Consider the following 25,586-nt stretch of genomic DNA (forward strand, 5'->3'; position numbering starts at 1 on the left):
CCAGATGATACCCCATATCGCAGAAATCGACGATGCTACCTGGCAGGTCCCCGCATTTGTGGAGCATGTTCTTGCGCCGCGCGCCGCAGATTATGCGTTGGTCATCCCCGTCATCAACGAGGGCAGCCGCATTCAGGAGCAACTGTCGCGCATTCAGGCCGCCGGATTATCGGTCGATGTGATCGTCGCGGATGGTGGCTCTACGGATGGTTCGCTGGAGCCGGACTTTCTGAAACAGGTCGGGGTGCGTGCCCTGCTGGTCAAGACAGGACCCGGCAAGCTCTCGGCACAGTTGCGCACGGCCTATGCCTGGTGTCTACGGCAGGGATATGCGGGTATCATCACGATTGACGGCAATGGTAAAGACAGCGTCGACACCGTGACCCGCTTTGTCGAGCACCTGAAACAGGGGGCCGATTATGTTCAGGGCTCGCGCTATGCGCCCGGCGGCGGAGCCGAAAACACACCGCTGGAACGCACCATTGGCAACCGGCTGATCCATGCTCCGCTGCTGAGCCTTTCAGGGCGGCGCTGGCTCAGTGACACCACCAACGGCTTTCGCGGTTATTCGGCGCGCTATCTGCTGCACCCAGGCGTGCAGCCCTTTCGCGATGTGTTCATGCAATACGAGCTGTTGTTCTATCTCACTGTGCGCGCGGGGCAATTGGGCCTGAACGTGGTGGAGCAAGGCGTGCGGCGCAGCTATCCCAAGGACCAGCCCACACCCACGAAGATATCCGGCTGGCGCGGCAAGCGTGATCTCCTGGGGCAGACAATCAAGGCGGCGGCCGGGAAGTACCATCCCAAATGATGCGCCCACCCGGGGCGTTCCTGCGCGCATGCACGGATTTTTCCCGCCCCGAACATATCTCGCTCCCCCGCCTGCTGGGCAGCCTCGTTTTGCTCATGGTTTTATGTTTCCTGCTCTCCCCAGTTACCGGGCGCGGGCTCTGGATTGATGAAACCATGGCCATGGCGAATTATCCGCTGGCTTCTGTGGGTGCGGGGTTTGCCCCCCTGCCGTTCTATGCCCAGGCCGCGCCCGGGGTTTACAGCCTATTTTTGTCAGCTCTCGCAAACTGGCCCCCCGAAACCATACGGCTGATCCAGATCGGGGTGGTTCTGGGGCTGATCCTCACCGCCTGCCTGCTGGTGCGCGCGCCTTGGATCGTCACGTTTTGTGTACTTCTTCTGGGACTGCAACAGGGTGAATTCATCCGCTATGCTTCCGAGCTGAAATATTACGGTCTGGAAACGGCCTCTGTCTTTGCCTGCACCACCTGGCTGATCGCCAGACCCCTGTCACGCCCCTTTCAGGCGGTTGATGCTCTGGGCCTTTTAGCACTGGCCTCCTGTGGCAACGTAGCGCTGCTGTATGCGGTGATCTGTCTTTTCGTGGTGATCGGGCTATGCTGGTCGTTGCATGGCATGCGCACGCGGGAGGTCCCCTGGATCGGACTGACGCTGCTGGGCTGCGTTGTCCTTTACGGCCTGGCGCTGCGTGGCGTGGCAGTTCAGGTCCATAATTACCCCCAAGCTTATCAGAATAGAGGCTGGACAGACCTCACATTCGCCGCCTCTGTGATGACCGCACCACTCAGCAAAGCAAGCCTCGCGCTCTTTTTGGTGCTAGCGGTGGCGGGGGGGCTTCTGCGCAACCATATGCACATGGCGCGCTGGTTGCTGGCATCGGTTCTGCTGCTCATGTCTCTCGCTGTACTGATCTGGCTGGGGACATATCCTGCGTCCCATATCCGCTATTTTATTGCGCTTTACGGGGTTTTCTTGGCCTTTCCCCTTGCCGCAATGCTGGACGCGGAGCACGGAGAGGCGACGCTGCGCAATGTCGGTGCGGCAGGTCTTGTCGCCCTTGTCCTTCTGGGAAGCGCTCAACAGAGCCTTTCCACACTCAAGGATGTATGGCGCGACCCGCATCTGTTCGAGCAGGATGACAATCTGGCGCTGGTGACATGGCTGAACGATCAACCTGCCACGGATGTTGTTCTATGGCATGGCGCACAGCCGACCATTGCCTATTATACGCGCCATATGCCGGGGCTGGGCAAACACCGCTACCTCTATGAGCTGAATAGCATGACAGGCAAGGTGGCCCCTGAGCTTTTTGACGCAGCCTTTCGCAATCAGGATTACCAACAGGTCTCAGCCCGCGTAGAGCGTGCGATCGCCCTCCCCGGTGCCTGGTCGAGATTTGTCTCTGTCTATTCGATATACGGGGATTTCTCGGGACCCGCTGAGGCAATGCTGAAAAATGCACCCCAAAACGCCCCCTTCCTGATTGCCGCCTCGCGGATGCATGGAGAAATCACCCGGGACAGCACGGACACCCGCACTTCCGGCCTACTGAAGGCCCTTGACCAAACGGGATGCGACTGGCTGGTGGCGCTAAGCGCGCGCAAGGTCTTTGTTCTCAGGGCATCATGCCGGGCACAGGAATGAGCAAAACACCTTAAGGGGTTGTCCCGTCTAGGCCTATCCTTATAACGCGCGGAACACCTAACGGGCCAAGCTTTGTGATCCCGCACGACATTTGAACGAGACACTGATGAACAAACCCCCTCCTTCCTATTACCTGTGTCTTGCCATCATCGCCACATCATTGCTCACGATCCTCTATGCGAGCCTGAAACAGGCCGTCTGGATTCCCACCTTTCATATGGACGGTGCCTATCAGACCGCTAGTGGGCTGTTCCGATTGCAATCGGGACAGATGCCTGGACGGGATTTCTTTCCCTACCTCGGGATCGGACCCGTATTTGCGGTCTTCCCCGCTTTCCTCGCCTTTGGCGGCGATCTTGCAGCGGCCATTATGGCGGCCAAATTCACCACTATGAGCCTGGGCTGGTTTGCCGCCTCGGTGATATGGAAATTGTTTTTCTCCGCGCAGGGAAAAATACAATGCTTAGTCGGGGGTGTGGTCGCCCTGACGCTGGTCATGACCTTGGACAAGTCGATCGCCTGGTTTTACGATGCAGCTTTCCTGATGGAACCGGGAAATTCACTGCGTCCAATCCGCAGCATCGCACCTTACTGCATGGTCGTTTTGATGTTCGTGCTGTGCCGCTCCATGTTGCGACCCATCCTGCGTGATTGCCTGGCAGGCCTGTGTATCGGGGTTCTCATCCTTTGGTCCAATGACTTTGCGATCCCAACCGTCTTCACCTTCGGGAGTTTTTACGCGCTCTTCATCCTGCTGCGTCCGGGTCAGGCCAATCGCTTGATATCGCTGTCCCGCTTTGCCACAGTCGTCATCCTGTCCGCGGCCCTCATTCTGACATTAGCAACGGCGGGGTATCCGTTAAAAATTCTGGCGTTCAATTTCAGGGATGTCGCACCGGATCAATGGTGGTATTTCGGCACCTACCGCGAGGTTTCGCGGATCTTTGAACCGGGCGATATTCTCAAACTCTTTTCCATCTATCACTGGGAACGCTTTGGACTCAGTCTCGGGGTCCTCGCCTGCGTTTTCGTCCTAGCCATGGCCACAAAGAAATTCGAACATCTGCTGTTGCTCGGTCTCGGCACCGCGATGTTCCTAGGCGGGCTTCTGCCTTCGGTCGGGGGGTTTCTATCGAACTACTTCAAGGCCTTCAATTCCTGGGCCGCGCTCACCTTCATGGTGGCTCTACTCAAAGGTGTCATATGGGCTTTCAAACACCTGCAAAAGCGCCAGCCGGCGGTATCTCTACCTACCCAGACCGCAACGCTGGTTCTGCTGAGCATGTTCTTGCTAACTGAGGCCTATAAGGAGTTCAGCGAATATCGAGACCTCCTGACAGAGGCCAGAACGACTCCGGGTGCCTTTCGCGACCCTGTACTCGGTGGTTATCTGACCAAAGACTGGAAGACCTATGTCAATTATGCGCGCGCGCATTCGGATCAGATTGCCATCGAGGAGTACTGGAGCATCTGGAGCGCCCTGAACGGGCAGTTCGCAGACTGGCCCGTGGATGCCGCCATTCACGCGCTCGGTCGTGTCCGCCAGAATGCCGTCAGCGCCCTAGACAAAGCGGATGTTATCATCACAACCCACTACAATCTCAGCCCGGGCTGGCAACCCTGGAGCGTCAGCCAGAACTACTGGCTGTATCAAATCCTGTTTCGAAACTGGTATGTCGCCCTTGAATCCCCTTTGACGGTCGTGTGGCGACGTTTGCCACAGCCTCGCGCATTTGAGCCTACGTCCTGCGTGATCTCACCCGATGGACGATCCTTTACGTTGCCGGAGGCGGACGTCGGGCTTTATCATCTTCAACTCAACTATGATGTCTCTGGCACGGGGCGGCGTCTGGCCTTCATTGAGAATAACATCAGCTACGGACCCGGATCCTATGGCTATGTCTCCGTGCCGCCAGATGGCGGAGCCGTCTCATTACCGGTCCGAATTCCTCTGGATGGACGTGGGCGGGCGCTGCAAACGCGCACGCTGGGCGGGCTGGATGTCGCAATCACCCTCACAACCTGTGATGCAGCACGTATTCCATTCGCCGATGAATCCGTCATCAGACATGATTTCGCATTGGGCCCCTGGCAACGCGCCCGGTAAAGGTCACGGGCACCCTACCGAGACACAGACCAAGCCAATGGGCCTTTACGGTCTGACTGAACAGATAGAGTTGCGGCCTAACCCAGCTCTTTTTGAGGTTTTTTGAAAAGCCAGAATAATTGGCAAGACCAAGGGCTTTGGAAAGAGGGATATGTCCCCCAATAAGCGACCTTATTGATGAGCACCTTGAGAGGGGAATAAGCTCCGGATCCAAAGTGCTTGACCGTATAATCCGTATTTACATTAGTCAGGTTTTTCAAAACCAGATACATCGGCCAGCCCCATTGTATCGTTTGTTCGGAGACCAGACCCGCCTGTGTCCCCCACCGCCGCAGATCATCAGGTTTAGGGTGATAAATATGGCCAATGAGGCGCTCTGTCTGAAAGATCTTTCCCGTTGGACAGGAGATAAAGAGATAGCCGCCCGGTTTGACAAGATCCGCCAGGTTTTTCAGAGCAGTTTCTGCATCATCCAGATGCTCTATGACTTCACAGCAGGTCACCAAATCAAATTGCCGATCCATCTTTTGCTCGGTTATATCAAAGACCTTGAAATCGGCCCAAGGCATTTCATCTCCCAGGCTTTCCACCGTTGCGGCGGCAATATCAGCACCAACCCAGTCAACTTCCGTATGCCCCTGTTCGGTGAACAGGTCACGCATCAACAGTATCAGGTCACCTGTACCACATCCCACGTCAAGCACGCTGCCGGGCCTGAGGTGTTGAAGCACCTTTTGCGAATTACGCCGACGATGCCGGGCTCCTGGATTATGGATGATGAAATCGCTCAGACGGTCCCATTGGGAATCGTACTCCGTCCCGCTCAATGCGCGATAATCTTGTTGTCCGTCCATCATTATGTCCTTGTCACAAAATCCATTCGCTCGGTGTCCATCCTGGTCGATATATGACGTATCTGCAGATGTAATTCAATGTAACGGCTCAACTGAAGACACCTCTTGTCCGAGTTTTCTTTTGACCGCCGCAAAGAGCAGCTCTACACCGCCAGTGATGGCGACAAGGGCTGCTGAAACAACCAGAATGCCGCCAAAGGCGATGGAGCAGAAAACAGCTGTATCCGCAGAAATTACCAGCAGGCCCAAAGCGAGGGTCATCGCTGCTTCGCGCACGCCCCAACCCCCAATTGAAATGGGTATGGCCGATACCAGAAGCGCCGATAATGCCATGCCTGCAAAGGTGATTGGATCAGAAACAGATGTCCCGATCGACTCTACAAGCGCATATAAGGCCAGCGCAGAAAGGGTGTGAATAGCAAGGCTGGCGATGACAACTTTGAGCCCTTCCGGACCGATGACAGCCTCCCGCATGCTGATGCTGATCTTATGAATTGCATTGATCAGGCGTGACTTACTCTGCGTCAGCCCCCCCACAACCACCAGAGTACCTCCCAATAAAATACCGCCCACTGCGACCGCTAGGACCGGCCAGGTCATCGGATTATTCAGAAAGATACCGGGAGAAAACGTGACGGAGATCAAAATGACGACGGCTAGCCCGACAAGGCCAATGGCACGGTCTACCAGAATGCCCCGAATGATAATGCCAGCTCGTTCCCGCTTGGTCAGCCCAAGACTGCGCACCAGATCCCCGCCCACTGTCGCTGGCAGGACTAGGCTGGCCAGAAGACCAAGTCCGCTCCAGTAGCGATAAAGCCCGCCCGGGTGAGCGCCTGCCCCAATGGACTGGCTTACAAGACGCCAGCGCCATGCCGCGATAAGCTGCTGCAAGACCAGTGACATCAGGGCTGCCAGTAGCAAACTTATGTCGGCCTTGGTAAAATTTTGTCGGACGGCCGAGAAATCAACAAATCGCCAGATCGCAAAAACAAGACCCATGGAGATGGCAATTTGTATCGCAGAGAATACGAGTTTTTTGATCTCCATGCGCAGCCCTCAGCAATCCATGTAGCTGGGTTCAGTTCTCGAACCATCGCTCAGCTTGCACCCCCTGCTTTATATTACGCCGACCATAACTCTGCAAGTTGCATGGCCAACCTATCCTGCATACGACCTTGCAATACACCGCATTTTTCGGTTCACACTCTTATCGTTTGCGAACATAAGGTTTTGCAACTCTGGATTATTGACACCGCGCTGCTGTGAGTGGGCAAAGGAAGTATGGACATGGACACCGCACCACAATTTGAAAAATGCACGATCACAGGCGCTGCGGGTTTTATAGGTGCCCATCTTGCACGCGCCCTTATCACACAAGGAGCGCAGGCTGTATCCGGTATCGACAATCTGCTTTATGGTGACTGGGCCAATCTGGGTAGCTTTTCGGATAAGGTAGAGACCACCACCTCTGACATCGCCCTGATGGACGAAGAGCAGATGGCACGTGCCTTGGGTGGGACCGACACTCTTTTTCACTTTGCAGCCCAAAAACTGAACAACCTGACATCAGAAGCGGACCTACTGGCCAGCAATGTGGTGGCAACAGAACGCCTTGCTCGGGTGGCAGCACGCGTTGGTGTGCGCCGGATCATCTTTGCCTCTTCCCTTTATGCCTATGGGCGCCATTCGGGTACTGCAGTGAGCGAAACAGATGTGCCCGAACCCGGCACGCTTTACGGGGTCTCAAAGCTGACCGGAGAGGGCATTTTGCGCACCATGGCGCTCGGTGAGGGTATCGAAACCGTCTCGTTGCGGTTGTTTTTCGTCTTTGGACCGCGGCAATACGCAGGGACCGGATACCCATCGGTCATCGTGCGCAACTTTTCGCGAATGATGAAAGGCGAAGCGCCAACCATCCGCGGCAATGGAGATCAATCTCTAGATTATACCTATATCGATGATTTCGTGGACGCGATCCTGCGCGCGGCCTATGCCCCATGCAGTGGCCAGATCATCAACCTGGGTAGCGGCAAAAGCACATCAATCAACCGCCTCACGGCGATGATGCGTGAGGTCTGTGGATGCAGGCTTGATCCCCTGCATATCGAAGCAGACTGGACAGAAGGCACAGATCGGTTTGCAGATGTGTCCAAAGCCGAAAAGCTTTTGTCCTGGCGTGCCAGCACATCTCTTGAGGCGGGTCTTGAAAATACCTATCGTTGGCTGAAGGACAAATCATGACATCCCCCATCACACTCAGCGTCATCGCCCCCTGTTACAACGAAGAAGACAACATCAACGCATTGGTACAGCGGGTACTGGCGGTCTTTGACAAGATAGGGGTCGCCGGCGAGCTGATTGCCGTCAACGATTGCAGCACGGATGAAACGGGGCCGCTACTCGACAAAGCCGCCGAGCAGGATGCGCGGGTGCGCCCGCAGCATCATACTGTCAACGGGGGTATATTCAAAGGCTGGCACACCGGCCTGGAGGCCGCGCAGGGTCACTATGTCTGCCTGATCGATAGTGACCTGCAAAACCCGCCGGAAGAAATCGAACGCCTGTACCGCAAGATCGAAGCGGACTCCGTTGATATCGCACAGGCCGTGCGCAGCTCAATCGGGCGTCTTAAAGACAATCGCTGGTTCTTGTCTCGCGGCCTCAATACCACGCTGAATTTGTGCTTTGGTATGAAGGCACAAGACAATAAATCCGGCTTTCTCATCGCACCGCGCGACGTGCTGAAAGATGTGCTGGATTACAAATATATCTACCGCTACCCACATACCTTCGTAAGGGTCTCCGCAGAGCATAAGTCATATACAGTGCGCGAAGTGGAAACCCTGTTCATGGATCGCGTGGGTGGTCAGTCCTTTTTGGGTAACTTCCCATGGCGCGTCATCGGCGCTGTTTCGATCGATATGATCAAGGCTTTCAAAGAATTTGGGTTCTTTACAAAGGAAAACGATCTGTCCCGCTTTGTGAAGGACAAGGAGCTTTTGGCGCAGCCGGAAAAATCATCCCCCTTCTCACGCTTCGTGCGAGAGCTCTATTTTCTGACGTTTCCGCTCCACACATGGATGATCAGCCGACGCGTACGCGCGCTTTATTTTGCGCTGCGCAAAAGCCAGTATCTCAAGCGGGAAGATCTTGATGCCTACCGCCTCATGAAACTCCAGCGCATTGTCAGACATGCCTATGGACAGGTTCCCTACTACCGACGCCGGATGCAGGAAATGGGTGTTCGCCCATCTGATATCCAAAGCCTTGAAGATATTGCCAAACTGCCTTTGCTGTCCAAAGACGATGTACGCCAGAACCTGCACTTTGATATGTTCGCCGACAATCATCAAAAGCGCGAAATGCTGCGCGTGTCGACCAGTGGATCAACGGGGGCCCCGTTTGTCATCTATGCCGATAAAAAGCAGCTGGAATTGCGTGCAGCAACAACATTGCGAGCGATGGAGTGGGCAGGGTGGTCTTTTGGCGACCGTCAGGCGCGCCTGTGGCACCAGACGATTGGTATGACTTGGCAGCAGGCGTTCAAGGAAAAACTGAACACTCTGCTGATGCGGCGCATTTTTATTCCTGCCTATGAGTTGCGCGATCAGAACATCCGTAATTTTGTTGAACGTATCCGCAAGCACAATCCCGTTTTGGTTGACGGATATGCGGAGTCCTTCAATTTCTTGGCCCAGTTTGGCAAGGAAAACAAAATCGAGGGCTTTAAGCCAAAAGCGATTATGACATCCGCGCAAATCATGCCCCCGCAGACACGTGCGATCATTGAAAAACAATTTGGTGCTCAGGTCTTTGACAAATATGGGAGCCGTGAATTTTCTGGTATCGCCTATGAAGACAGTGGCCATGACGGGCACGTCGTTTGCGCGGAAAGCTATATAGTTGAAATTCTCAAAGATGGCGTTCCTGCCAAACCGGGGGAAGTTGGCGAGATTGTTGTCACAGATCTCAACAACGCTCATATGCCAGTCCTGCGCTATCGTATCGGTGATCTGGCTGAAAAAATTGACGATAGTGGGCGCAGTGCATCGGGACGGGATTTTCCGCGGATCGGCCGTATCGAAGGGCGTACGCAGGCCATCGTGGTATGCCCGAACGGTACATGGCTTCCGGGTACGTTTTTTGCACATTACTTCAAGGATTTTGATCAGGTTGTCGCACAGTATCAGGTGGTTCAGGACGCCCCGGAACGGCTGGTAATCAAAGTCGTTCCGGGTTTGAACTACTCAGAGAAGATGATCAAAACCGTTGTCGACGGTTTAAAAGAGTTCACGGGTCCTCTTATGGAAATCACAGAAGAGCTCGTGGATGAAATACCGCTTGGCAGGACGGGGAAACGTACTGGTGTGGTGTCAACACTAGGGCGCGATTTCCAGTCCATTACCGAACGGATCCGCAAGATGGACTCCAAACAGCAGGCGGAGGAAAAGTAACCTCTTTTCGTCAAACTAAGCGCAATAGCCGAGAGCGCGTCACGGCGTGACTGTGATGCGCAGGGTTCCCATCTCTGTGCGCCATGTATCCGAGACCGTAAACCGCAGATCAATGCCGCCGGTGAATGCTTCGGGGGGCGTATATTGCCAGCCTGTATCGCTGCGTTCCAGCCTGCCCACTGCGGGACCCTCAATGATTGCGTGGATCACGCCCTCCTGCGGGGCGTTGAAAACCAGCGGCAGGGTCACGGGCTGACCGGCTTGCGCATCCAGCGTCATATCCACGACAACCCCATCACCCGGCCCGTCAAAAGCCCCCTGTGAGAGGGTATAAAACGAGCCTGCATAGACGTCCTTGAGGCCATAGCTGCGTACCATATAGCGTGCACCCGCCACCGGATCCGGGTCCAAAAAGCGCAGCGCCTCTTGCGCCACACCCCCATCCAGCGGCTTGAACCCTGTGCCATCCGGGTCAGCGCGCCAGAGGCGGTAGCCCAGCGTGTCCACGTCAGACGAGGCCTCCCAGGAGACCTCCACCCCCTGCGCCGTCGCTCGCGTCACAACGCGTGCGGGCGGGGCGAGCATAAAGGCGCGCAGCGTCGGATCGCCCAGAAGGTTCACCCAGATCGGATTACGCCAGAGGTAATTGCCGGTGGGATAATAATCCATGCTCTCGCGGTAGGGGGCGGCGGCCACACCGTTGTTCACCGTGCGCCGGTGCACCTCGCCAATCGTGCCGCCCAACGCCATAGGGTGCAACCACCAGGTGGGGCGGCCCCCCCAGCCCACGGCCACCGGATACCAGGGCTGCGCCAGCAGCGCCGTCAGTGCGTTATGACCGCGTTCGATCTTTTGCTTGTGGCTGCCAAAATTGATCGTGAACACCGCTTTATTTACATAATCTTGATTATATATATTACCTTTGTGATGACCGAAATCCACACCCCAAAGCCAGGGTTCACGCTCGCCCACATCATGATGCCCCCCCGCCTCCACGCCCGCCGCACCAACGATATTACGCAGGCCATATTGTTCGCCGACAAGGTGATCGCTCTGGCCATAAGCGCCGCGCAGATCGCCCAGAAGCCCCATCCGCCAATGATGGTTCTTATCAAAATAAGCCCGGAGCAGTGCCACTTCCTGCGTCTTATCCCCGCCGCTGACAGGGGAAAAATCAATGCGCCCCACCTGCATCTCGATGGCGTCGCTGGGCAGGGTATCTTCAAGCAAAAACCCCTCCGGACTAGCGCGCCACTGCCCGTCCATCTCCGCGTAAAACAGATCACTTGCATGGGGGATCGCCTCATGCCCATCCGGGGCCACCCGCCCGCTCATCGGGATCGGCACATGACCGACCAGAACGACCGTATGCTGCCCGAAGGGATCCGCGAGATACTGCGCATGCAGCCAATTCTTGACCGAAAGCGCGGCTTGCAGGTTCGCCACGGGCTGTTTGATATCCCCGCGCGGGGCCAGAAACCCGCGCACCTGCCAGCCATCCCCCGTCAAATCCCGACCAAAGCGATCCAGATGCGCGGTAATATCCCCCGCGATGCTTTGGTCGATCACCAGATGGACCGTGCCGCGCGTCTCTATGGCGGGGATTTCGACCCCCGCCGTCCAATAGCCAACATCGACGATATCACGCGCCGTGCGCATGACGCGGTATTCATAGGCCATGCCCGGTTTTATGGTGTCATCGGTGAAGCGCATCACCGGCCCCTGCGCGGGGGCAAGCGCCTGCCAGCTATCCCCGCCGGTTTCCCCCAACAGGCGACGCTCGATGATGACGCTACCGACACGCGGCGGGTTCGCGTCAAACCAGCTCAATTCCACCGCCTGGCCATTAACCGCGATGCTGCCGTCCAGAGCGAGATGTTTTTCTACCGAGTTCTGGGCCAGCGCGACGGGGGCTATGAGCAGCACATACAAAAATGCAGGGAAGATTTTACACATCATCCCCGCACCTTAGAAAGAACAGATGGCCTGCGCTAGCTTATTCAGAACCCGCCGCGTGCGGAAATCAGCCCCATAGACTCCAGCTTCAACAACACCTGATGGGCGCAATTATCCACATCCACATTTTCCGTCTCAACCCGCAATTCGGGGCTTTCGGGCACATCATAGGGGTCCGAAATCCCGGTGAATTCCTTGATCTTGCCTTCACGCGCGAGCTTATAAAGCCCCTTGCGGTCACGCTTTTCACATTCCTCAATCGAGGTCGCCACATGCACCTCAACGAAGGCCCCAAAAGCCTCGACATCCTCGCGCACGGCCCGGCGCGTGGTGGCATAGGGCGCAATCGGCGCGCAGATGGCGATGCCGCCGTTCTTGGAAATCTCAGAGGCCACATAGCCGATGCGGCGGATGTTGAGATCGCGGTGCTCCTTGGAAAACCCAAGCTCGGAGGAGAGGTTTTTACGCACGATATCGCCATCCAAAAGCGTCACCGGACGCCCACCCATTTCCATGAGTTTAACCATTAAAGCATTTGCGATGGTGGATTTTCCCGACCCGGAAAACCCGGTGAAAAATACGGTGAACCCTTGCTGGTTGCGCGGCGGACGGGTGCGGCGCAGCTCAGAAACCACTTCGGGGAAGGAAAACCACTCGGGGATTTCCAGACCCTCTTGCAAACGGCGGCGCAATTCGGTGCCCGAAATATTCAGGATGGTCACATCATCCTTATCCTTGATCTCATCCATCGGCTCATATTGAGCGCGCTCCTGCACCCAGACCATATGTTTGAAATCAACCATTTCGATGCCCATTTCCTCCTGATGCGTGCGGAACATGTCCTGCGCATCATAAGGGCCATAAAAATCATCGCCTGCGGAATTCTTGCCCGGACCCGCGTGATCGCGCCCCACGATGAAATGGGTGCAGCCGTGGTTTTTGCGGATCAAACCGTGCCAGACCGCCTCACGCGGGCCCGCCATGCGCATCGCCAGGTTCAGCAAGGACATCGAGGTCGTCGCCGCCGGGTATTTATCCAGCACCGCCTCATAACAGCGCACGCGGGTGAAGTGATCCACATCCCCCGGTTTGGTCATGCCCACAACGGGATGGATCAGCAGGTTGGCCTGGGCCTCACGCGCCGCACGAAAGGTCAGCTCCTGATGCGCGCGGTGCAGCGGGTTGCGGGTCTGAAACGCCACGACCTTGCGCCAGCCGACTTTGCGGAAATAGGCACGCAATTCATTGGGCGTGTCGCGGCGCGCGCGGAAATCATAATGCACGGGTTGCTGAATGCCGGTCACCGGACCGCCGAGGTAAATTTTGCCCGCATGGTTGTGCAGGTAATTCACCGCCGGATGGGCGCTGTCATCGGCACCAAATACTTTTTCGGCCTCGCGCGCCTTATTGGGCTCCCAACGGTCGGTGACGGTCATGGTGGCAAGGATCACGCCTTCCTGATCGCGCAGGGCGATATCCTGCCCGATTTCGAGGGTCTCGGCGAATTTTTCATTCACATCCAGGTTGATCGGGATCGGCCAGAGCGCGCCATCTGTGGTGCGCATGTTCTCGACAACACCGTCATAATCGGCCTCGCTGAGGAACCCTTTGAGCGGGTTGAAACCGCCATTCATGAGCAGTTCCAGATCACAGATCTGGCGCGGTGTGAGATCCCAGCTGATCAGATTGCCCGCTTCGGCTTTTAATTTCTGCGCGGACTCGTATGAGACATAGAGTTCAGGGATCGGAGCGAGGTTCAAAGCGTTCATGAAAATTCCTAGGGTCACACGGGTGTTGCTGCGGATGCATAATGGGGTCTCGGGGTCTTTAAGGCGGCGCCCCTGCGCAGTTCAAGTGTTTTCGTGTGATATAATGAATGACACAGGCCCGCCTGCGCAATCCCGCCTATCCCAGCGGCATCTACCCTGTCCTACGCCATAAAAAAACACCCGCCGGTTGGGGCGGGTGTTTTCCATAAATCGTCAGATGTGAAAGACGCCTCAGGCGGCTTTGGTGTTCTTTTTGCGGCGCGCCAGATAGGCAAACCCACCCAAGGCCGTCAGGATCAGCGGCACACCTGCGGGCAGAGGTACGGCGGAGACAGCGGAGATGTTGGAGAATTCAAACGTTTGTCCGGATGATCCGAACAGGAGCCCATCAAAATATTCATCACCAGACGCTGTGATTGTGATATAAGCCGCGCCATTGCCACTCACCAAATTACCGGCAACGCCAGCAGCTGCACCAAGAACATCCTCGCCATTGAACGTCTTGAAGACGGTTCCGTCCCGCGTCAATGAAAGAGTGTTTTGGTTGCCATCAGGAGACCCCCACAAAAAGCTAACCGATTTGGTCAATCCGTCGAATGAAAACTCTGCTGGCGTACCGACCGTTGGAAGGCCTGCATATACATCCGAGCCACCAGGACGGCTGGCGTTACCGTCGTTGCCCACGGCCCAGAACGACGTCACATTGTCATGTCCGCTGCTTCTCCAGCTGGTCGAGAACGGCGAAATATAAGCCCTTTTCTTGAAGCCATCATTCGTTTCCAACGGTGCAAAATCCCACGATCCGACCCCGGTCAAATCAACCGATTTTGTACGATCAACAGCACCGACAGTGGTTCCGCTTCCGATTGCAGCCTCGTTGACGGCCGTCACGGATAAGGTGGCTGCCGAGGCAAAAGCCGGCATCGCGATAATGGCTGCGGAGAAAAGCAGTCGTTTCAACATAAAATCATTCCCTGTTTCAACATGTGTACTGGGTAAAAGGTCAGAAACACTGCCCCCATCCACACGGATAATTAGTATTCTGTAGGATTTTATACAAGTGCTCTGAAAGGAAATTGGTTAATGATTTCAATCAGGGCGGGTATAATCATCTGCGCCAAAAGCGCACACCCCTCTCACACCTTATAATAGCTGCGATACCACTCCACAAAATGTTGCAGCCCCACACGCACATCCGTGGCCGGGCGCGCGCCTGTGAGTGTTTGCAGCAAAGCGGTATCCGCCCAGGTGGCGGGCACATCACCGGGTTGCGCGTCCAAAAACACCTTTTCCGCCTCCTGCCCGCAGGCGGCCTCGATCGCGGCGATGTAATCCATCAGTTTCACCGGTGCGCCATTGCCGATATTCACCACGCGGAACGGTGCCACGGGTGACATGCTGTCGCCTGCAACAGGCGCTGCGGGGTCCGGCACAGCCCCCCCCAGCGCGACAATCCCCGTCACCAGATCGTCGATATAGGTGAAATCGCGTTGCTGGTTGCCGTGGTTATAGACCTCGATAGGTTCCCCGTTCAGGATCGCGCGTGTGAACTTGAAATGCGCCATATCCGGGCGCCCCCAGGGACCATAGACGGTGAAAAACCGGAACATCGTAATCGGCAGCCCGTAAAGATGCGCATAGGAATGGCCCATCGCCTCGGTCGCCTTTTTGGTGGCGGCGTAAAAGGACATCTGCGTGTCGACCTTATGCGTCTCTAAATAGGGCATTTCGGTATTGGCGCCGTAGACCGAGGAGGTCGAGGCCAGCATCGTATGGGCAGGAGGAAAGGCGCGCGCGGCCTCCAGAAGTTCCGCCGTGCCCACCAGATTGGCCTGCACATAAGAGGCGGGATTGTCGATGGAATGGCGCACGCCTGCTTGTGCGGCCAGGTGGATCACCAGATCGGGCTTGTGCGTCTCAAACAGCCCGCGCAACAGCCCCGGCGTTTCCAGACGGCCGGTGATCGCAACAAAGTTCTGCATCTGCTCAAGCATCTCGTGACGGCGGATCTTGAGCCTGACGTCATAATAATCGCTCATCGCGTCCAACCCGATCACACGCCAGCCTGCCTTGAGCAGCGCGCGCGCGGTGAAATATCCGATGAACCCGGCTGATCCGGTGATGAATGCTGTTTTCATGATGCCCCTCGTGATGCACGGTATGAGTGTCGTGATGTCTTTGGCAGCGCGCGTGATAGGTATCGTGATGCCTCTGGCAGCGCGCGTGATAATTATTGTGATGGCGCAAAACCGCGCTGATCAAAAGTCGAAAATCACGCCCCGCCCATCCGGGCTTGGCATCGTGCACCCCATCATGGATATAAAAGCGCAGGAAAGCGTCCCGCCTTGATGGTTTGGAAAGAAGGCTGGGATAGAGGGGATGGCATGATGATCTGGAGCAAAGAGGAAGCCGGTGCGGCTGGGGTTGTGGTGACGGTCGCGGATCGCGCTGCCCTGCTGGCCGATCTGCGCGCGCGGTTTGAGACGGGGGTGGGGTTTTCCGTGGCCACGCTGAACCTTGATCATGTGGTCAAGCTCAAGCGCGATGCGCAGTTTCGCGCGGCTTACCTCCGCCAGACCCATGTGACGGCGGATGGCAATCCCATCGTGTGGTTTTGCCGCCTTGCGGGGCAAGGCGATGTGGCCTTGATCCCCGGCTCCGAACTGATCGACCCGGTAGCGGATCTGGCGGCGGAAGCGGATGTGGATGTCGCGCTTTTTGGCGCGGATGATACCTCGCTCGCCAAGGCCGCCGACGCGCTGGAGGCGCGCCACCCCGGTTTGCGGATCGTGTCGTGCCAATCCCCGCCAATGGGGTTTGATCCTGACAGTCCGCTGGCGGATGAAGCCATCAAGGCGATCGGGGAGAGCGGCGCGCGGCTGGTGTTTCTCGCGCTCGGTGCCCCGAAACAGGAACGCTTTGCCGCCCGCGCCCAGGAAAGGCTGCCACAGGTGGGGTTTCTCTCCATCGGTGCCGGGCTCGACTTCATCTCGGGCGCACAGAAACGCGCGCCAAAATGGGTGCGTGCGATTGCATCCGAATGGATCTGGCGGATGCTCTCCAACCCCCGCCGCCTGGCCGCGCGCTACGGCACCTGCATCCTCGCCCTGCCCGGCCTGACCCTGCGGGCGCTCGCCGCGCGGCGCAAAGCGCCTTGATCAGAGCCAAAGCGACATATTAGAGCAGCATTTTAAGCCTTGGTCACGCGATCCATCGGCAGGTCCCGGCTGGCGATGGCGTTGCGGGTGTCGACCACCGGGCAGCCTAAGGCCAGCAGAGCGCCGTAATCTATCGCGTCGTGGTCAGTGGCGATCAGCACCGCGTCCACCCCTGCCCCGGCGATGTCCTGGGGCGCAATCGCGCGGCGGGCATGGAACTGGCCGTATTCGCGCATCACCGGCAGTTCCGGCACATGCGGGTCGAGGAACACGACCTCGGCCCCTGCCTCCTCCAGCAATTGCATCAACCGCATGGCGGGGCTTTCGCGCATGTCAGAAACGTTTTTCTTATAGGCCACCCCGACCAATAGAATTTTCGCATGCGAAACTCCCTTGCCTGTCGCGCGGTCCAGCACCTCGCGCAGACGGTCCACCACATGGCGCGGCATGGCGGTGTTGATCTCGCCGGCCAACTCAATGAACCGCGTCGGCACATCAAAGGCGCGCGCGCGCCAGGTGAGGTAGAAAGGATCGATGGGGATGCAATGCCCGCCAAGGCCGGGGCCGGGATAAAACGGCATATAACCAAAGGGTTTGGTCGCTGCGCCCGCAATCACATCCCAGACGTCGATGCCCATGGGCTCGTAGATCAGCTTGAGTTCATTCACGAGGGCGATATTGACCGCGCGAAAGATGTTTTCGGTGATCTTCACCGCTTCGGCTGTGCCTGTATCAGGCACACGCACGACGGTCTCGATGACGGCGGCGTAAAACGCCTCCATCAGATCCCCCGCTTCTTGCCCGTCCCCCGCGACAATCTTGGGGATGGTCTGGGTGCGGTAAGTGGCATTGCCGGGGTCCTCGCGTTCGGGCGAGAAGCCTGCATAAAAATCCACGCCGTTCTTGAGGCCGGAAGTTTCCAGGATCGGGATCAACACCTCGCGCGTCGTGCCGGGCCATGTGGTGGATTCCAGCGCGACCAAGGTGCCCGGCGTCATATGCGCGGCGATGGTGCGGGCGGTATTTTCCACGAATGACAAATCCGGCTCGCGCTGGCGTGTCAGCGGCGTGGGCACGCAGATCACCACGATATCCATCTCCGAGAGCCCCGCAAAATCCGTGCTGGCGTTGAAGCGCGCGGCGACCTCTGCCAGATCCGCATCCGTGACCGCCTCGATGTAACTCTCCCCGGCACTCAGGCGCTCCGCCTTACTGTCGTCCACATCAAAGCCCGTGACGGGGAAGCCTGCGCGCGCAATCGTCACGGCCAGCGGCAACCCGACATAGCCCAGACCGATGACCCCCACACGGGCGGTCCGGTCAGCGATTTTTATACTCAGGCTCACGGGGGGCTCCATTGAGGGGATCTATCCTGAACCGCCCAAGGCCCAAACGCCTCAAACAGCCGTCGCGTTCATCGCTGAAAACAGGCCAGAGGTCCAGAGGGGCTGCCCGGCATCTCCCGAGCAGCCCCTCTGATAAATTGTCCCTATCGCACAGTCGCGCTCAGCTCTCCGGTATAAACCGTCCCAGCGGGGCCTGCATCTCCTGCAAGACCTCGCGCAGGCGCGCTTCGGCGACCGCGTCACCTTCACGCGGGTCCATAACGGTGGTCAGGCGGATCAGCGCGCCATCGGTGCGCCCGCTGGTGATGCCATCTACCATCAACCAGAATTTCGCGGCGAAGTCCCAGGCGATCCGGCGTTCCTTTTGCTGAAACCAGTAATAGACCATCATGCGCGTTTCACCCTTTTGGATGATGGCGCGGTTGATCTTGAAGGGGGTATCGCTGTTCATCGCTTCGGTGATGTCACTGCGCTCCAGCCAGGCGATTTCCCAACCCGCGCCGGGCAGGCAGATCTCGGGGCTGTGCACGCCGCCATTACTCTGATCATCGTACCAGGCCATGAAGAGCCCAACCGAATGGGGATCACCCGCCTTGAGCAATGTCACCTGATGGTAGTCATCTGCCCCCAGTGAGGCCTCAACCCCCGGTGCCAACATCTGGCGCGGGCCTTCCTGGCGCCACTCGCCCAAATTGCGCGGGAACAGCGTGAAGCTGTCACGCTCGGGTGCGAGGCTGCCACGGTCCGGCACCGCCTGCAGCGCCAGAACACCCGCCAGCATCAGCGCAGAGACCGTGATCAGCGCCTTGGAGGGCTGCACGAATTGCAACCGCGCCAGCTGCGTGCCAAGGCCCGAAGTGTCCAGATCGAGTGCATCCACCAATGTCGGGCGCTCGGGGTGCAGGAACAGCATCAACCAGGCCAGACCAAAGAGGATCAGGATACAGGCCAGGAAAATCACCCAGCCTTCAAAGAAATGCGTGAACCCATCAAGCCATTCCACGCCGTAATATTGCACGATGATGCCCGCGACCGCGATGCGCACCGAATTCATGAAAATCGCGATCGGCACGGCGGCCAGCAGCAGGAAGACCTTATGCCAGTTCGGGCCCTTATAGAGCGTGGCGAAGATATAGGAGAAACTCATGATCGGGAACATATAGCGCAGCCCCGAACAGGCCTCGGCCACATGTAATTTCAGGATGCCGAGATCGATGATGTTACCGTCCAGAAACACCGGCACATCAAACATGCGCAGGAACCAGACACCCAGTTCAGAGGAGACGAATTGCAGATAAGTCGTTGTTTTATAATAGATCACACCGGGCAGCGGCAGCATATAGACCAGATGCACGACACCGGGCCAGAAATGTTTACCCGTGTCCCAGCCCCAGCTGATCAGCAACACGCCCCCGACCCAGAGGATCAACGCATAGGCCACGATATCGCCAATGCCCGCCATGATCCCCAAAGCCGCCATCACCAGCGACAGCGTCACCAGCGCCACACCGGGCCAGCGGTTGCGATAGACATCCGGGTTGATCGGGTAAAGTGTCAGCTGTTTGAGAAACAGGAAGGCGGAGAGCACCGGGATCAGAGGCCCGTGGCTGTATTCGGGCAATTGCCAGGCTTCCAGCAGCGCGTTGATACCATCGGCGAAAAACACGCCCGCCCCGATGATGGCCACAAGCAGCCAGAACACGCCCCAATTGAGGAAAGCGGCAACACCGCCCCGCATCTGGGTCTGAAAATCAGAAGCCGACATCAAAATACTCCACTCGAAACAATGATCACCACGCAATGACATCGCAATGGCAGGTTTTACGCTTCATTTCCACCATATCATGCAAGGTCTGACGAAAATATGATGATGATCGGAAATCCTTAAGGAATGCCGCCTAAACCCGATCTGGTGATGTTGCCACATTCCGGGTGGGCCAAGCCGCTTGAACCGGAGCGGGAAACCTGAAAAGCATTTGCCAGTCCTGAGCGAGGAGATTTGCATTGACCCTGATCACCCCTGTCCTGTTATGCGGCGGCTCCGGCACAAGGCTCTGGCCGCTGTCGCGCAAATCCTACCCCAAACAATTCGCGGCCCTTCTGGGGGATGAAACCCTGTTTCAGGCCTCGGCACGGCGCCTGAATGGTCCACAATATGGCGCGCCTGTAGTGGTAACGGCGTCTGATTTCCGCTTCATCGTGACCGAACAATTGCACAGCGTCGGCATTGATCCCGGCGCCATCCTGATCGAGCCGACCGGGCGCAATACCGCCCCCGCCGTTCTCGCCGCCGCGCTTCATGTCGCCCAGAGCGATCCCGATGGCTTGATGCTGGTGGCGCCGTCCGATCATGTGATCCCGGATGTTGCCGCCTTTGGTGCGGCGGTCGCGGCAGGTGTGGCAGCGGCTGAGGCGGGGCAATTGGTAACCTTCGGTATCACGCCCACCCACGCGGAAACGGGGTATGGCTATCTGGAACTGGTGGGCACGCGCGAGGGCACCGCCCCTGCCCCGCTGAAACGCTTTGTGGAAAAGCCCGACGCCGCGCGCGCGGAAATCATGTTCAAGGATCCGCATTTCATGTGGAACGCGGGCATCTTCCTGTTCCGTGCGCGCGACATTATCGCCGCCTTCAAAACCCACGCACAGGCTTTGTTAGAGCCTGTATCGAGCGCCTACACCAAGGCGCAGGCCGATCTGGGGTTTTTGCGCCTGGACCCAGAGCATTGGGCTTTGGCCGAGGATATTTCTATCGATTATGCGGTCATGGAAAAGGCGGATAACCTCTCTGTGGTCCCCTTTTCTGCGGGTTGGTCTGATCTGGGCGGCTGGGACGCGGTCTGGGCGGAAACCGGACCGGACGGCGACGGGGTTGCGACCTCGGACAATGCCACAGCGATTGAATGCCGCGACACGCTTCTGCGCTCAGAAAGCGCGGGGCTTGAGGTCGTGGGCATTGGCCTTGAAAACACCATCGTCGTGGCCATGCCCGATGCGGTGCTGGTGGCCGATAAATCGCGCGCGCAGGATGTGAAACTGGCCGTCGCAGCGCTTAAGGCTAAATCCGCCCTGCAAGCCGAAGCTTTCCCCAAGGATCACCGCCCCTGGGGTTGGTTCGAGAGCCTCGTGATCGGGCAGCGGTTTCAGGTCAAGCGCATCCATGTGCACCCCGGCGCCGCGCTGTCGCTGCAAAGCCACCATCACCGCTCCGAACATTGGATCGTGGTAGAAGGCACCGCCAAGGTGACCGTGGATGAGACTGTGAAACTCATCAGCGAAAACCAATCCGTCTACATCCCGCTGGGCGCCGTGCACCGCATGGAAAACCCCGGCAAAGTGCCCATGGTATTGATCGAAGTGCAGACCGGCAGCTACCTCGGTGAAGATGACATCATCCGCTATGAGGATGTCTACGCGCGCGAGTGAGGGGCGGCCGCGCGCCCCGTCTATCGTTCGAATCATAGCGATGTGACAGGGGGAGCACCCACACACCTGTCACAGAACGATTATTTGCAGGCAGCCGCAGATTGCAAAATGCTTATTTATTAACAAAAGGTTAAAATAAACCACCTATACGGTGCAATTTAGTGTCAAAAATACGCATAAAATGTTAAACTGAGCTTATCGTTCAGCGGTGACACGCTGTTTTTGAGATGCGAATAATACAGATATACGTAACTGTATAAACTCTTTTATATCAACGACTTAAACTTTCTCGATTGAACTTTTAGATAAAAATACAGCTAAATATATCTGTTTATTTTCAATACCTTAGGGAAATTAAATATGAAAAAATCAATTCTTACGGCTGCTTCAGCCATGGCAATTCTGGCGGCAGGTACGGCCTCCGCCATTACCTATAACATCACAGACACTGTCAGCATTCCAAGCGGTGGGATCGGTAATCCGTTTGTTACGGATTACGAAGCGGCCTTTGGTGCCGGCAACGTCGGTTTCGGCCTGGTCCAATCCGCCGACGCGAGTGCTTTGGATACATCTGTCGGCTTCAGCTATGCATTCTCTTCCAGCAGATTCGAAAATCTGTTCACTTTTGGGTCAAACTCCATCGACGAAGCGGGGAATACTGCATTCATCTACACCGACGGTGTCGCAACCTTCACCGGCACTGATATGGAATTCACGGTCGTAACCGGCAGCGGTTCCCCTCCGCCGGCCGATGCCGCTCTGGGGGATATCGGTTTTGGCATTTTCTATGACCTCACTGAAACCAATAATACGGTGTTCCTCGCGTTTGCGGATCGTGCCTCAGAAGGCGACTCCGATTACAGCGATCACGTGATCCAGACAAGCGGTACGGTTAATGTCGTCCCCCTTCCCGCCGCCGCATGGATGCTGCTGGCGGGTATCGGCGGTCTTGTTTCGATGCGTCGTCGCAAGTCCTGATTGATATCCCCTCTGACGTAACACCAAAGGGCACCTCATCAGGTGCCCTTTTCATATGGTAGAAGCACCCAATCTGCACGCTTGTGCCTCACCGCCCGTCAAATCCGTTTTAGCACAGCAACGTCACAGTTTCGCATGCGAAAGTCATGCCTTAGGAACGGCGCGCCAGCCAGTCGCGCAAATCCGCCAACAAGGCGGCATCCACATTTCGGCCAGACAGGGTGATCCGTCCCTTTGACGCCTTCAGCGTCACGCCAGGGGCCGCTTGTTCTGTCGGCACCGCTACGGACTTTGCCGGGGCCTTCAGGCAAGCATCCAATACGCGGCGTTCGGCTGTGGTATCCTGTGGGTCAGCCTTGCGCAGGGCTTCCAGCAGGCGGTGACGAAAGCGGATATCGCCTTGCAGGGCCGCCACCAGTGCCAGCCCGACTTTCTCCGGGATCGCTGCGGGAAAGCGCAGCTCCGCATCCAGCTGCTCCACCAGATGTGTGAAGCCCATGATCTTGGAACGCTTGGGCGCGCGCGCGGCAGAAAACAGGCTCTGTACAGCCGTATGCGTGTCTGGAAAAACGCCGGTGGCGGCGGCCTGAACGGCAATGCGGGCGCGTTCGTAGAAGCTCAGATCAGCGCGAATCTCGTTTTCCTCCACCATGGCCAGATAGGCGTCGGAAACATCCTCAGGCGTGCGCAGGAAGGCCTTGATGGTCTCAAAACGCGCCTCGCCGGTTTCCTTGAGCAATGCCTGCAACGCGGTCAGGCGGCGCCAACCGGAAATCAGCCCATAGCGGCCCTGCCCCAGGTCAAGCACCTCAATCGGAGTCTGTTGTCCACGCGCGCGCAGGCTGTCTTTGAGCACGTCCATTTCATCCACGTCCATCGCCACGCGATCGCGCACCAGATGCGTGGCATCCACAGCCTCCAGCGGGAGAGACAGTACCATGCGCCCCTCGCTGCGCGCGCGCTGCAACTCATCCGCGACCTCCTCAAAGGCCGCGCGTTCCGCAGCATCCCCCGTCACATCGGCAATGGGCGCGCGCCGCGTGCCATGCCCGACCCAACCCAAAGCAGCCTTAGTTTCCAGCGGGGCGTCGGTGATCACGGCGGGACTAAGACGTTTACGTTTGGCCATCGGGTTTCCTTTTGTGATGATGTCCGCAGGGTAGGGCAGGGGTCATTACATTCGGGTTTTCATAGCGAACGTAGGCTCTAATATGCAGTTTAGAGACAGATATTAGCGATGAATTTCGCATGCGAAACTCTACTGCGCCGCTGTTTCGGATGCGGTTTGTGCGAGTTCATCGCGCCGCCAGATGCCGTATAGCAACCGCTTGAACGCCGCATAGGTTTCATCGAACGTAGCGCGACCCCTCGCATAGGTGTCGCGGTTGAAATCGCGGTAATCGGCCTCATAGATCCCGTTGACGCTCTCCCCGGCCTGGCCGATCAGGGCGGTGAAGTCCTGACGGAAGGGCGAGAGGGTGCGCCCCATATAGCTCTGCATCAGGCTCGCCATTTCGCTTTGCTGCGCGGCATCAAAGCGGGTGATCACGGTTTGCACCGCGTCCCATTCAAACGCCAATTCCTCGCGCCCTAAAGCACGGGCGGCCATGTTTTCGCCTTCCTCAATCGAGGAAAACGTCGCGTGCAGCATGTCGAAAAACCGCCCAGTGCTGTCAAATTCCACAAAAGATGCGCCCACCGGCACCAGCAAGATATCCGCCGCCGACAACCCGTTGATCGTGAGGTAGCCGAGGGCAGGGGGGGTATCGAGAAAAATCAGATCATACTCATCGAGCACGCCGCCGCCTGCCAGCGCATCGCCCAAAGCGTCCCAGAGCTTCCAGGAGCGCGCGGCCATGCGCCAGACGGGGATTTGGAATTCGGACCAGTAAAGATTGAGCTGCGCGCCGATCAGATCGATGTTGGGCCAATGGGTGTTTTGGATAACGTCCTTGGGTGTGATTTTCAGCGCCTCTGAGAGCGTGTCATCGAGCGGTAGGGGGGCTTCGCCGCGATCCAGACGGCGCTGGTTTTCGAGGCGTAAATGGGTTGCGTAATGTTTCGCCAGGAGCGGGAACACGGTTTGCCATTCATCCGCCACCTGCGCGCCAAAAATCGAGGACATCGACCCCTGGCTATCGAGATCCACCACCAGCACCTTATAGCCGTCCAAAGCGGCGCTCATGGCCAGATGCGCGCAGGTGGAGGTCTTGCCCACGCCGCCCTTGAAATTGGCCACGGCGACGATTTTGGCGGGCTGGCCCTTGGGGCGATAGGGGCGGTATTCCTTGGCCTTGGAGCCTTCGTTTCCGAAATGCGCACGTAAGCGCAGCACCTCATCCAGGGTGAACCATTTGGCGCCGCCGTCAGTCTCGGAAATCCCCTGCGGCAGATCGGGGTTCTGGCGCAGCACGCGCCGGAAATGGGCGGGCGCGATGGGGATCAGATATTTGGTGATTTCCCAAGTGGAAAAGGAACGCAGCTTGCGCGCGCCGGTTTCATCCAAACCCCGTCCGGCCAGATCGCTGCGCCCCTTCCCGCAGGCCTCAGCGATTGCCAAAAGCGCAGCGGTATCCATGGGGGGGGGCAATTCAGCGCGCGCCTTATCGGGGGATATGTTGAAATAAGGAGGGGTGTCGGTCATCTGCTATCGATCCTCGGAATCCTACGCTTGTTACGCGTTTTCCTTAAGATGCCACAAAACAGTGTACATGAGAAGAGAGTTGTTACTTATCTTTGGTTTTCTCAGTAAATGCGCAGCGATTCTACTTCCGGTGTGCTTTGGGAGAGGCGATGTGTTGATCTGGTCTTAGTTAATATCATGTTATTTATAGTTACAGGCAATATTGATTTTTTAATTTACGCTTAGATTCAGCTCGTTGTGGTATAATTCAAGAAATGGCATGACTCTGAAACCCCGATAAAGTGACTCTGATCCCCCGTTGAAGCGACTCTGAAACCACAACGGTGCGCGGGTTTTTCTGGACGCAGTTATCCACAGGCTTTAGGGTCGGCGTAAATGAAACCCCGAAAGGTAATCGGGGATAAGAGAGGCACGCCAAAGCGCGGCCCGATTGA

General features: G+C 57.2%; 18 protein-coding genes. 8 read left to right on the forward strand and 10 right to left on the reverse strand.

Features of this window, described 5'->3' with window-relative positions:
- The first annotated feature begins 4 nt into the window (after nt 1–4).
- The 3 genes from ROLI_RS22535 to ROLI_RS22545 all read left to right on the forward strand — a co-directional run bounded on the left by ROLI_RS22535 (nt 5) and on the right by ROLI_RS22545 (nt 4,564).
- Nucleotides 5–811, forward strand: coding sequence for a glycosyltransferase family 2 protein (locus tag ROLI_RS22535; protein WP_187431079.1), 807 nt, complete (start codon nt 5–7; stop codon nt 809–811).
- Entirely contained in the window at nt 808–2,457 is a 1,650-nt protein-coding gene (locus ROLI_RS22540) for a hypothetical protein (protein ID WP_187431080.1), read from the forward strand. The genes ROLI_RS22535 and ROLI_RS22540 overlap by 4 nt, the downstream gene beginning before the upstream one ends.
- Nucleotides 2,458–2,563: 106 nt before the next feature.
- On the forward strand, nt 2,564–4,564 hold the full coding sequence (locus tag ROLI_RS22545) for a hypothetical protein (RefSeq protein WP_187431081.1): 2,001 nt from the start codon (nt 2,564–2,566) through the stop codon (nt 4,562–4,564).
- A 77-nt stretch (nt 4,565–4,641) separates the two neighbouring features.
- On the opposite strand, the gene ROLI_RS22550 is transcribed toward ROLI_RS22545, so the two are convergent.
- Nucleotides 4,642–5,418: a bifunctional 2-polyprenyl-6-hydroxyphenol methylase/3-demethylubiquinol 3-O-methyltransferase UbiG gene (locus ROLI_RS22550; protein WP_222869601.1), complete on the reverse strand. Its 777-nt coding sequence runs from the start codon at nt 5,416–5,418 to the stop codon at nt 4,642–4,644.
- A gap of 75 nt (nt 5,419–5,493) precedes the next feature.
- Nucleotides 5,494–6,468 (reverse strand): lysylphosphatidylglycerol synthase transmembrane domain-containing protein, encoded by a 975-nt coding sequence (locus ROLI_RS22555; protein WP_187431083.1) that lies wholly within the window; start codon nt 6,466–6,468, stop codon nt 5,494–5,496.
- Nucleotides 6,469–6,708: 240 nt separating this feature from the next.
- Between ROLI_RS22555 and ROLI_RS22560 the strand changes: the two genes are divergently transcribed.
- Nucleotides 6,709–7,662: an NAD(P)-dependent oxidoreductase gene (locus tag ROLI_RS22560; protein WP_187431084.1), complete on the forward strand. Its 954-nt coding sequence runs from the start codon at nt 6,709–6,711 to the stop codon at nt 7,660–7,662.
- A complete protein-coding gene (locus tag ROLI_RS22565) occupies nt 7,659–9,875 on the forward strand; it encodes a glycosyltransferase (RefSeq protein ID WP_187431085.1) in 2,217 nt (738 codons plus the stop codon). The genes ROLI_RS22560 and ROLI_RS22565 overlap by 4 nt, the downstream gene beginning before the upstream one ends.
- 39 nt (nt 9,876–9,914) lie before the next feature.
- Here ROLI_RS22565 and ROLI_RS22570 read toward each other — a convergent pair whose 3' ends face one another.
- The 4 genes from ROLI_RS22570 to ROLI_RS22585 all read right to left on the reverse strand — a co-directional run bounded on the left by ROLI_RS22570 (nt 9,915) and on the right by ROLI_RS22585 (nt 15,738).
- A complete protein-coding gene (locus ROLI_RS22570) occupies nt 9,915–11,831 on the reverse strand; it encodes a hypothetical protein (RefSeq protein ID WP_187431103.1) in 1,917 nt (638 codons plus the stop codon).
- Between the two features lie 44 nt (nt 11,832–11,875).
- The gene (locus tag ROLI_RS22575) at nt 11,876–13,600 is read right to left on the reverse strand and encodes a bifunctional sulfate adenylyltransferase/adenylylsulfate kinase (RefSeq protein ID WP_187431086.1); all 1,725 of its coding nucleotides are present in this window, start codon (nt 13,598–13,600) and stop codon (nt 11,876–11,878) included.
- 231 nt (nt 13,601–13,831) lie between these two features.
- On the reverse strand, nt 13,832–14,563 hold the full coding sequence (locus tag ROLI_RS22580) for a VPLPA-CTERM sorting domain-containing protein (RefSeq protein WP_187431087.1): 732 nt from the start codon (nt 14,561–14,563) through the stop codon (nt 13,832–13,834).
- Between the two features lie 173 nt (nt 14,564–14,736).
- A complete protein-coding gene (locus ROLI_RS22585; RefSeq protein WP_187431088.1) occupies nt 14,737–15,738 on the reverse strand; it encodes an NAD-dependent epimerase/dehydratase family protein in 1,002 nt (333 codons plus the stop codon).
- A 249-nt stretch (nt 15,739–15,987) separates the two neighbouring features.
- Between ROLI_RS22585 and ROLI_RS22590 the strand changes: the two genes are divergently transcribed.
- Nucleotides 15,988–16,758: a WecB/TagA/CpsF family glycosyltransferase gene (locus ROLI_RS22590; protein WP_338469277.1), complete on the forward strand. Its 771-nt coding sequence runs from the start codon at nt 15,988–15,990 to the stop codon at nt 16,756–16,758.
- A gap of 32 nt (nt 16,759–16,790) precedes the next feature.
- On the opposite strand, the gene ROLI_RS22595 is transcribed toward ROLI_RS22590, so the two are convergent.
- Nucleotides 16,791–18,116 carry a nucleotide sugar dehydrogenase gene (locus ROLI_RS22595; protein WP_187431090.1) on the reverse strand — a complete coding sequence of 442 codons (1,326 nt, stop codon included), beginning with the start codon at nt 18,114–18,116 and terminating at the stop codon, nt 16,791–16,793.
- A gap of 148 nt (nt 18,117–18,264) precedes the next feature.
- The gene (gene xrtD / locus ROLI_RS22600) at nt 18,265–19,869 is read right to left on the reverse strand and encodes a VPLPA-CTERM-specific exosortase XrtD (RefSeq protein ID WP_187431091.1); all 1,605 of its coding nucleotides are present in this window, start codon (nt 19,867–19,869) and stop codon (nt 18,265–18,267) included.
- Between the two features lie 239 nt (nt 19,870–20,108).
- On the opposite strand from xrtD, the gene ROLI_RS22605 reads away from it, so the two are divergent.
- Together ROLI_RS22605 and ROLI_RS22610 are read left to right on the forward strand one after the other, a co-directional pair.
- Complete coding sequence (locus tag ROLI_RS22605) at nt 20,109–21,530, forward strand: mannose-1-phosphate guanylyltransferase/mannose-6-phosphate isomerase (protein WP_187431092.1); 1,422 nt, start codon at nt 20,109–20,111, stop codon at nt 21,528–21,530.
- A 360-nt stretch (nt 21,531–21,890) separates the two neighbouring features.
- Entirely contained in the window at nt 21,891–22,508 is a 618-nt protein-coding gene (locus ROLI_RS22610) for a VPLPA-CTERM sorting domain-containing protein (RefSeq protein WP_187431093.1), read from the forward strand.
- A 151-nt stretch (nt 22,509–22,659) separates the two neighbouring features.
- Here the strand turns inward: ROLI_RS22610 and ROLI_RS22615 are convergent, their stop codons facing one another.
- A complete protein-coding gene (locus ROLI_RS22615) occupies nt 22,660–23,637 on the reverse strand; it encodes a ParB N-terminal domain-containing protein (RefSeq protein WP_187431094.1) in 978 nt (325 codons plus the stop codon).
- A 129-nt stretch (nt 23,638–23,766) separates the two neighbouring features.
- On the reverse strand, nt 23,767–25,152 hold the full coding sequence (locus tag ROLI_RS22620) for an AAA family ATPase (RefSeq protein ID WP_187431095.1): 1,386 nt from the start codon (nt 25,150–25,152) through the stop codon (nt 23,767–23,769).
- Nucleotides 25,153–25,586 lie beyond the last annotated feature (434 nt).

Origin of the sequence: Roseobacter fucihabitans, assembly GCF_014337925.2 — a bacterium.
Taxonomy (GTDB): domain Bacteria; phylum Pseudomonadota; class Alphaproteobacteria; order Rhodobacterales; family Rhodobacteraceae; genus Roseobacter; species Roseobacter fucihabitans.

Bases quoted from the DNA above. Each gene is read 5' to 3' on its own strand.
- ROLI_RS22540 (WP_187431080.1), top strand. From the start codon at position 808: ATGATGCGCCCACCCGGGGCGTTCCTGCGCGCATGCACGGATTTTTCC.
- ROLI_RS22620 (WP_187431095.1), bottom strand. From the start codon at position 25,152: ATGACCGACACCCCTCCTTATTTCAACATATCCCCCGATAAGGCGCGC.
- ROLI_RS22565 (WP_187431085.1), top strand. From the start codon at position 7,659: ATGACATCCCCCATCACACTCAGCGTCATCGCCCCCTGTTACAACGAA.
- ROLI_RS22575 (WP_187431086.1), bottom strand. From the start codon at position 13,600: ATGAACGCTTTGAACCTCGCTCCGATCCCTGAACTCTATGTCTCATAC.
- ROLI_RS22545 (WP_187431081.1), top strand. From the start codon at position 2,564: ATGAACAAACCCCCTCCTTCCTATTACCTGTGTCTTGCCATCATCGCC.
- xrtD (WP_187431091.1), bottom strand. From the start codon at position 19,869: ATGTCGGCTTCTGATTTTCAGACCCAGATGCGGGGCGGTGTTGCCGCT.
- ROLI_RS22615 (WP_187431094.1), bottom strand. From the start codon at position 23,637: ATGGCCAAACGTAAACGTCTTAGTCCCGCCGTGATCACCGACGCCCCG.
- ROLI_RS22535 (WP_187431079.1), top strand. From the start codon at position 5: ATGATACCCCATATCGCAGAAATCGACGATGCTACCTGGCAGGTCCCC.
- ROLI_RS22555 (WP_187431083.1), bottom strand. From the start codon at position 6,468: ATGGAGATCAAAAAACTCGTATTCTCTGCGATACAAATTGCCATCTCC.
- ROLI_RS22610 (WP_187431093.1), top strand. From the start codon at position 21,891: ATGAAAAAATCAATTCTTACGGCTGCTTCAGCCATGGCAATTCTGGCG.
- ROLI_RS22590 (WP_338469277.1), top strand. From the start codon at position 15,988: ATGATCTGGAGCAAAGAGGAAGCCGGTGCGGCTGGGGTTGTGGTGACG.
- ROLI_RS22570 (WP_187431103.1), bottom strand. From the start codon at position 11,831: ATGTGTAAAATCTTCCCTGCATTTTTGTATGTGCTGCTCATAGCCCCC.
- ROLI_RS22595 (WP_187431090.1), bottom strand. From the start codon at position 18,116: ATGGAGCCCCCCGTGAGCCTGAGTATAAAAATCGCTGACCGGACCGCC.
- ROLI_RS22560 (WP_187431084.1), top strand. From the start codon at position 6,709: ATGGACACCGCACCACAATTTGAAAAATGCACGATCACAGGCGCTGCG.
- ROLI_RS22580 (WP_187431087.1), bottom strand. From the start codon at position 14,563: ATGTTGAAACGACTGCTTTTCTCCGCAGCCATTATCGCGATGCCGGCT.
- ROLI_RS22585 (WP_187431088.1), bottom strand. From the start codon at position 15,738: ATGAAAACAGCATTCATCACCGGATCAGCCGGGTTCATCGGATATTTC.
- ROLI_RS22550 (WP_222869601.1), bottom strand. From the start codon at position 5,418: ATGGACGGACAACAAGATTATCGCGCATTGAGCGGGACGGAGTACGAT.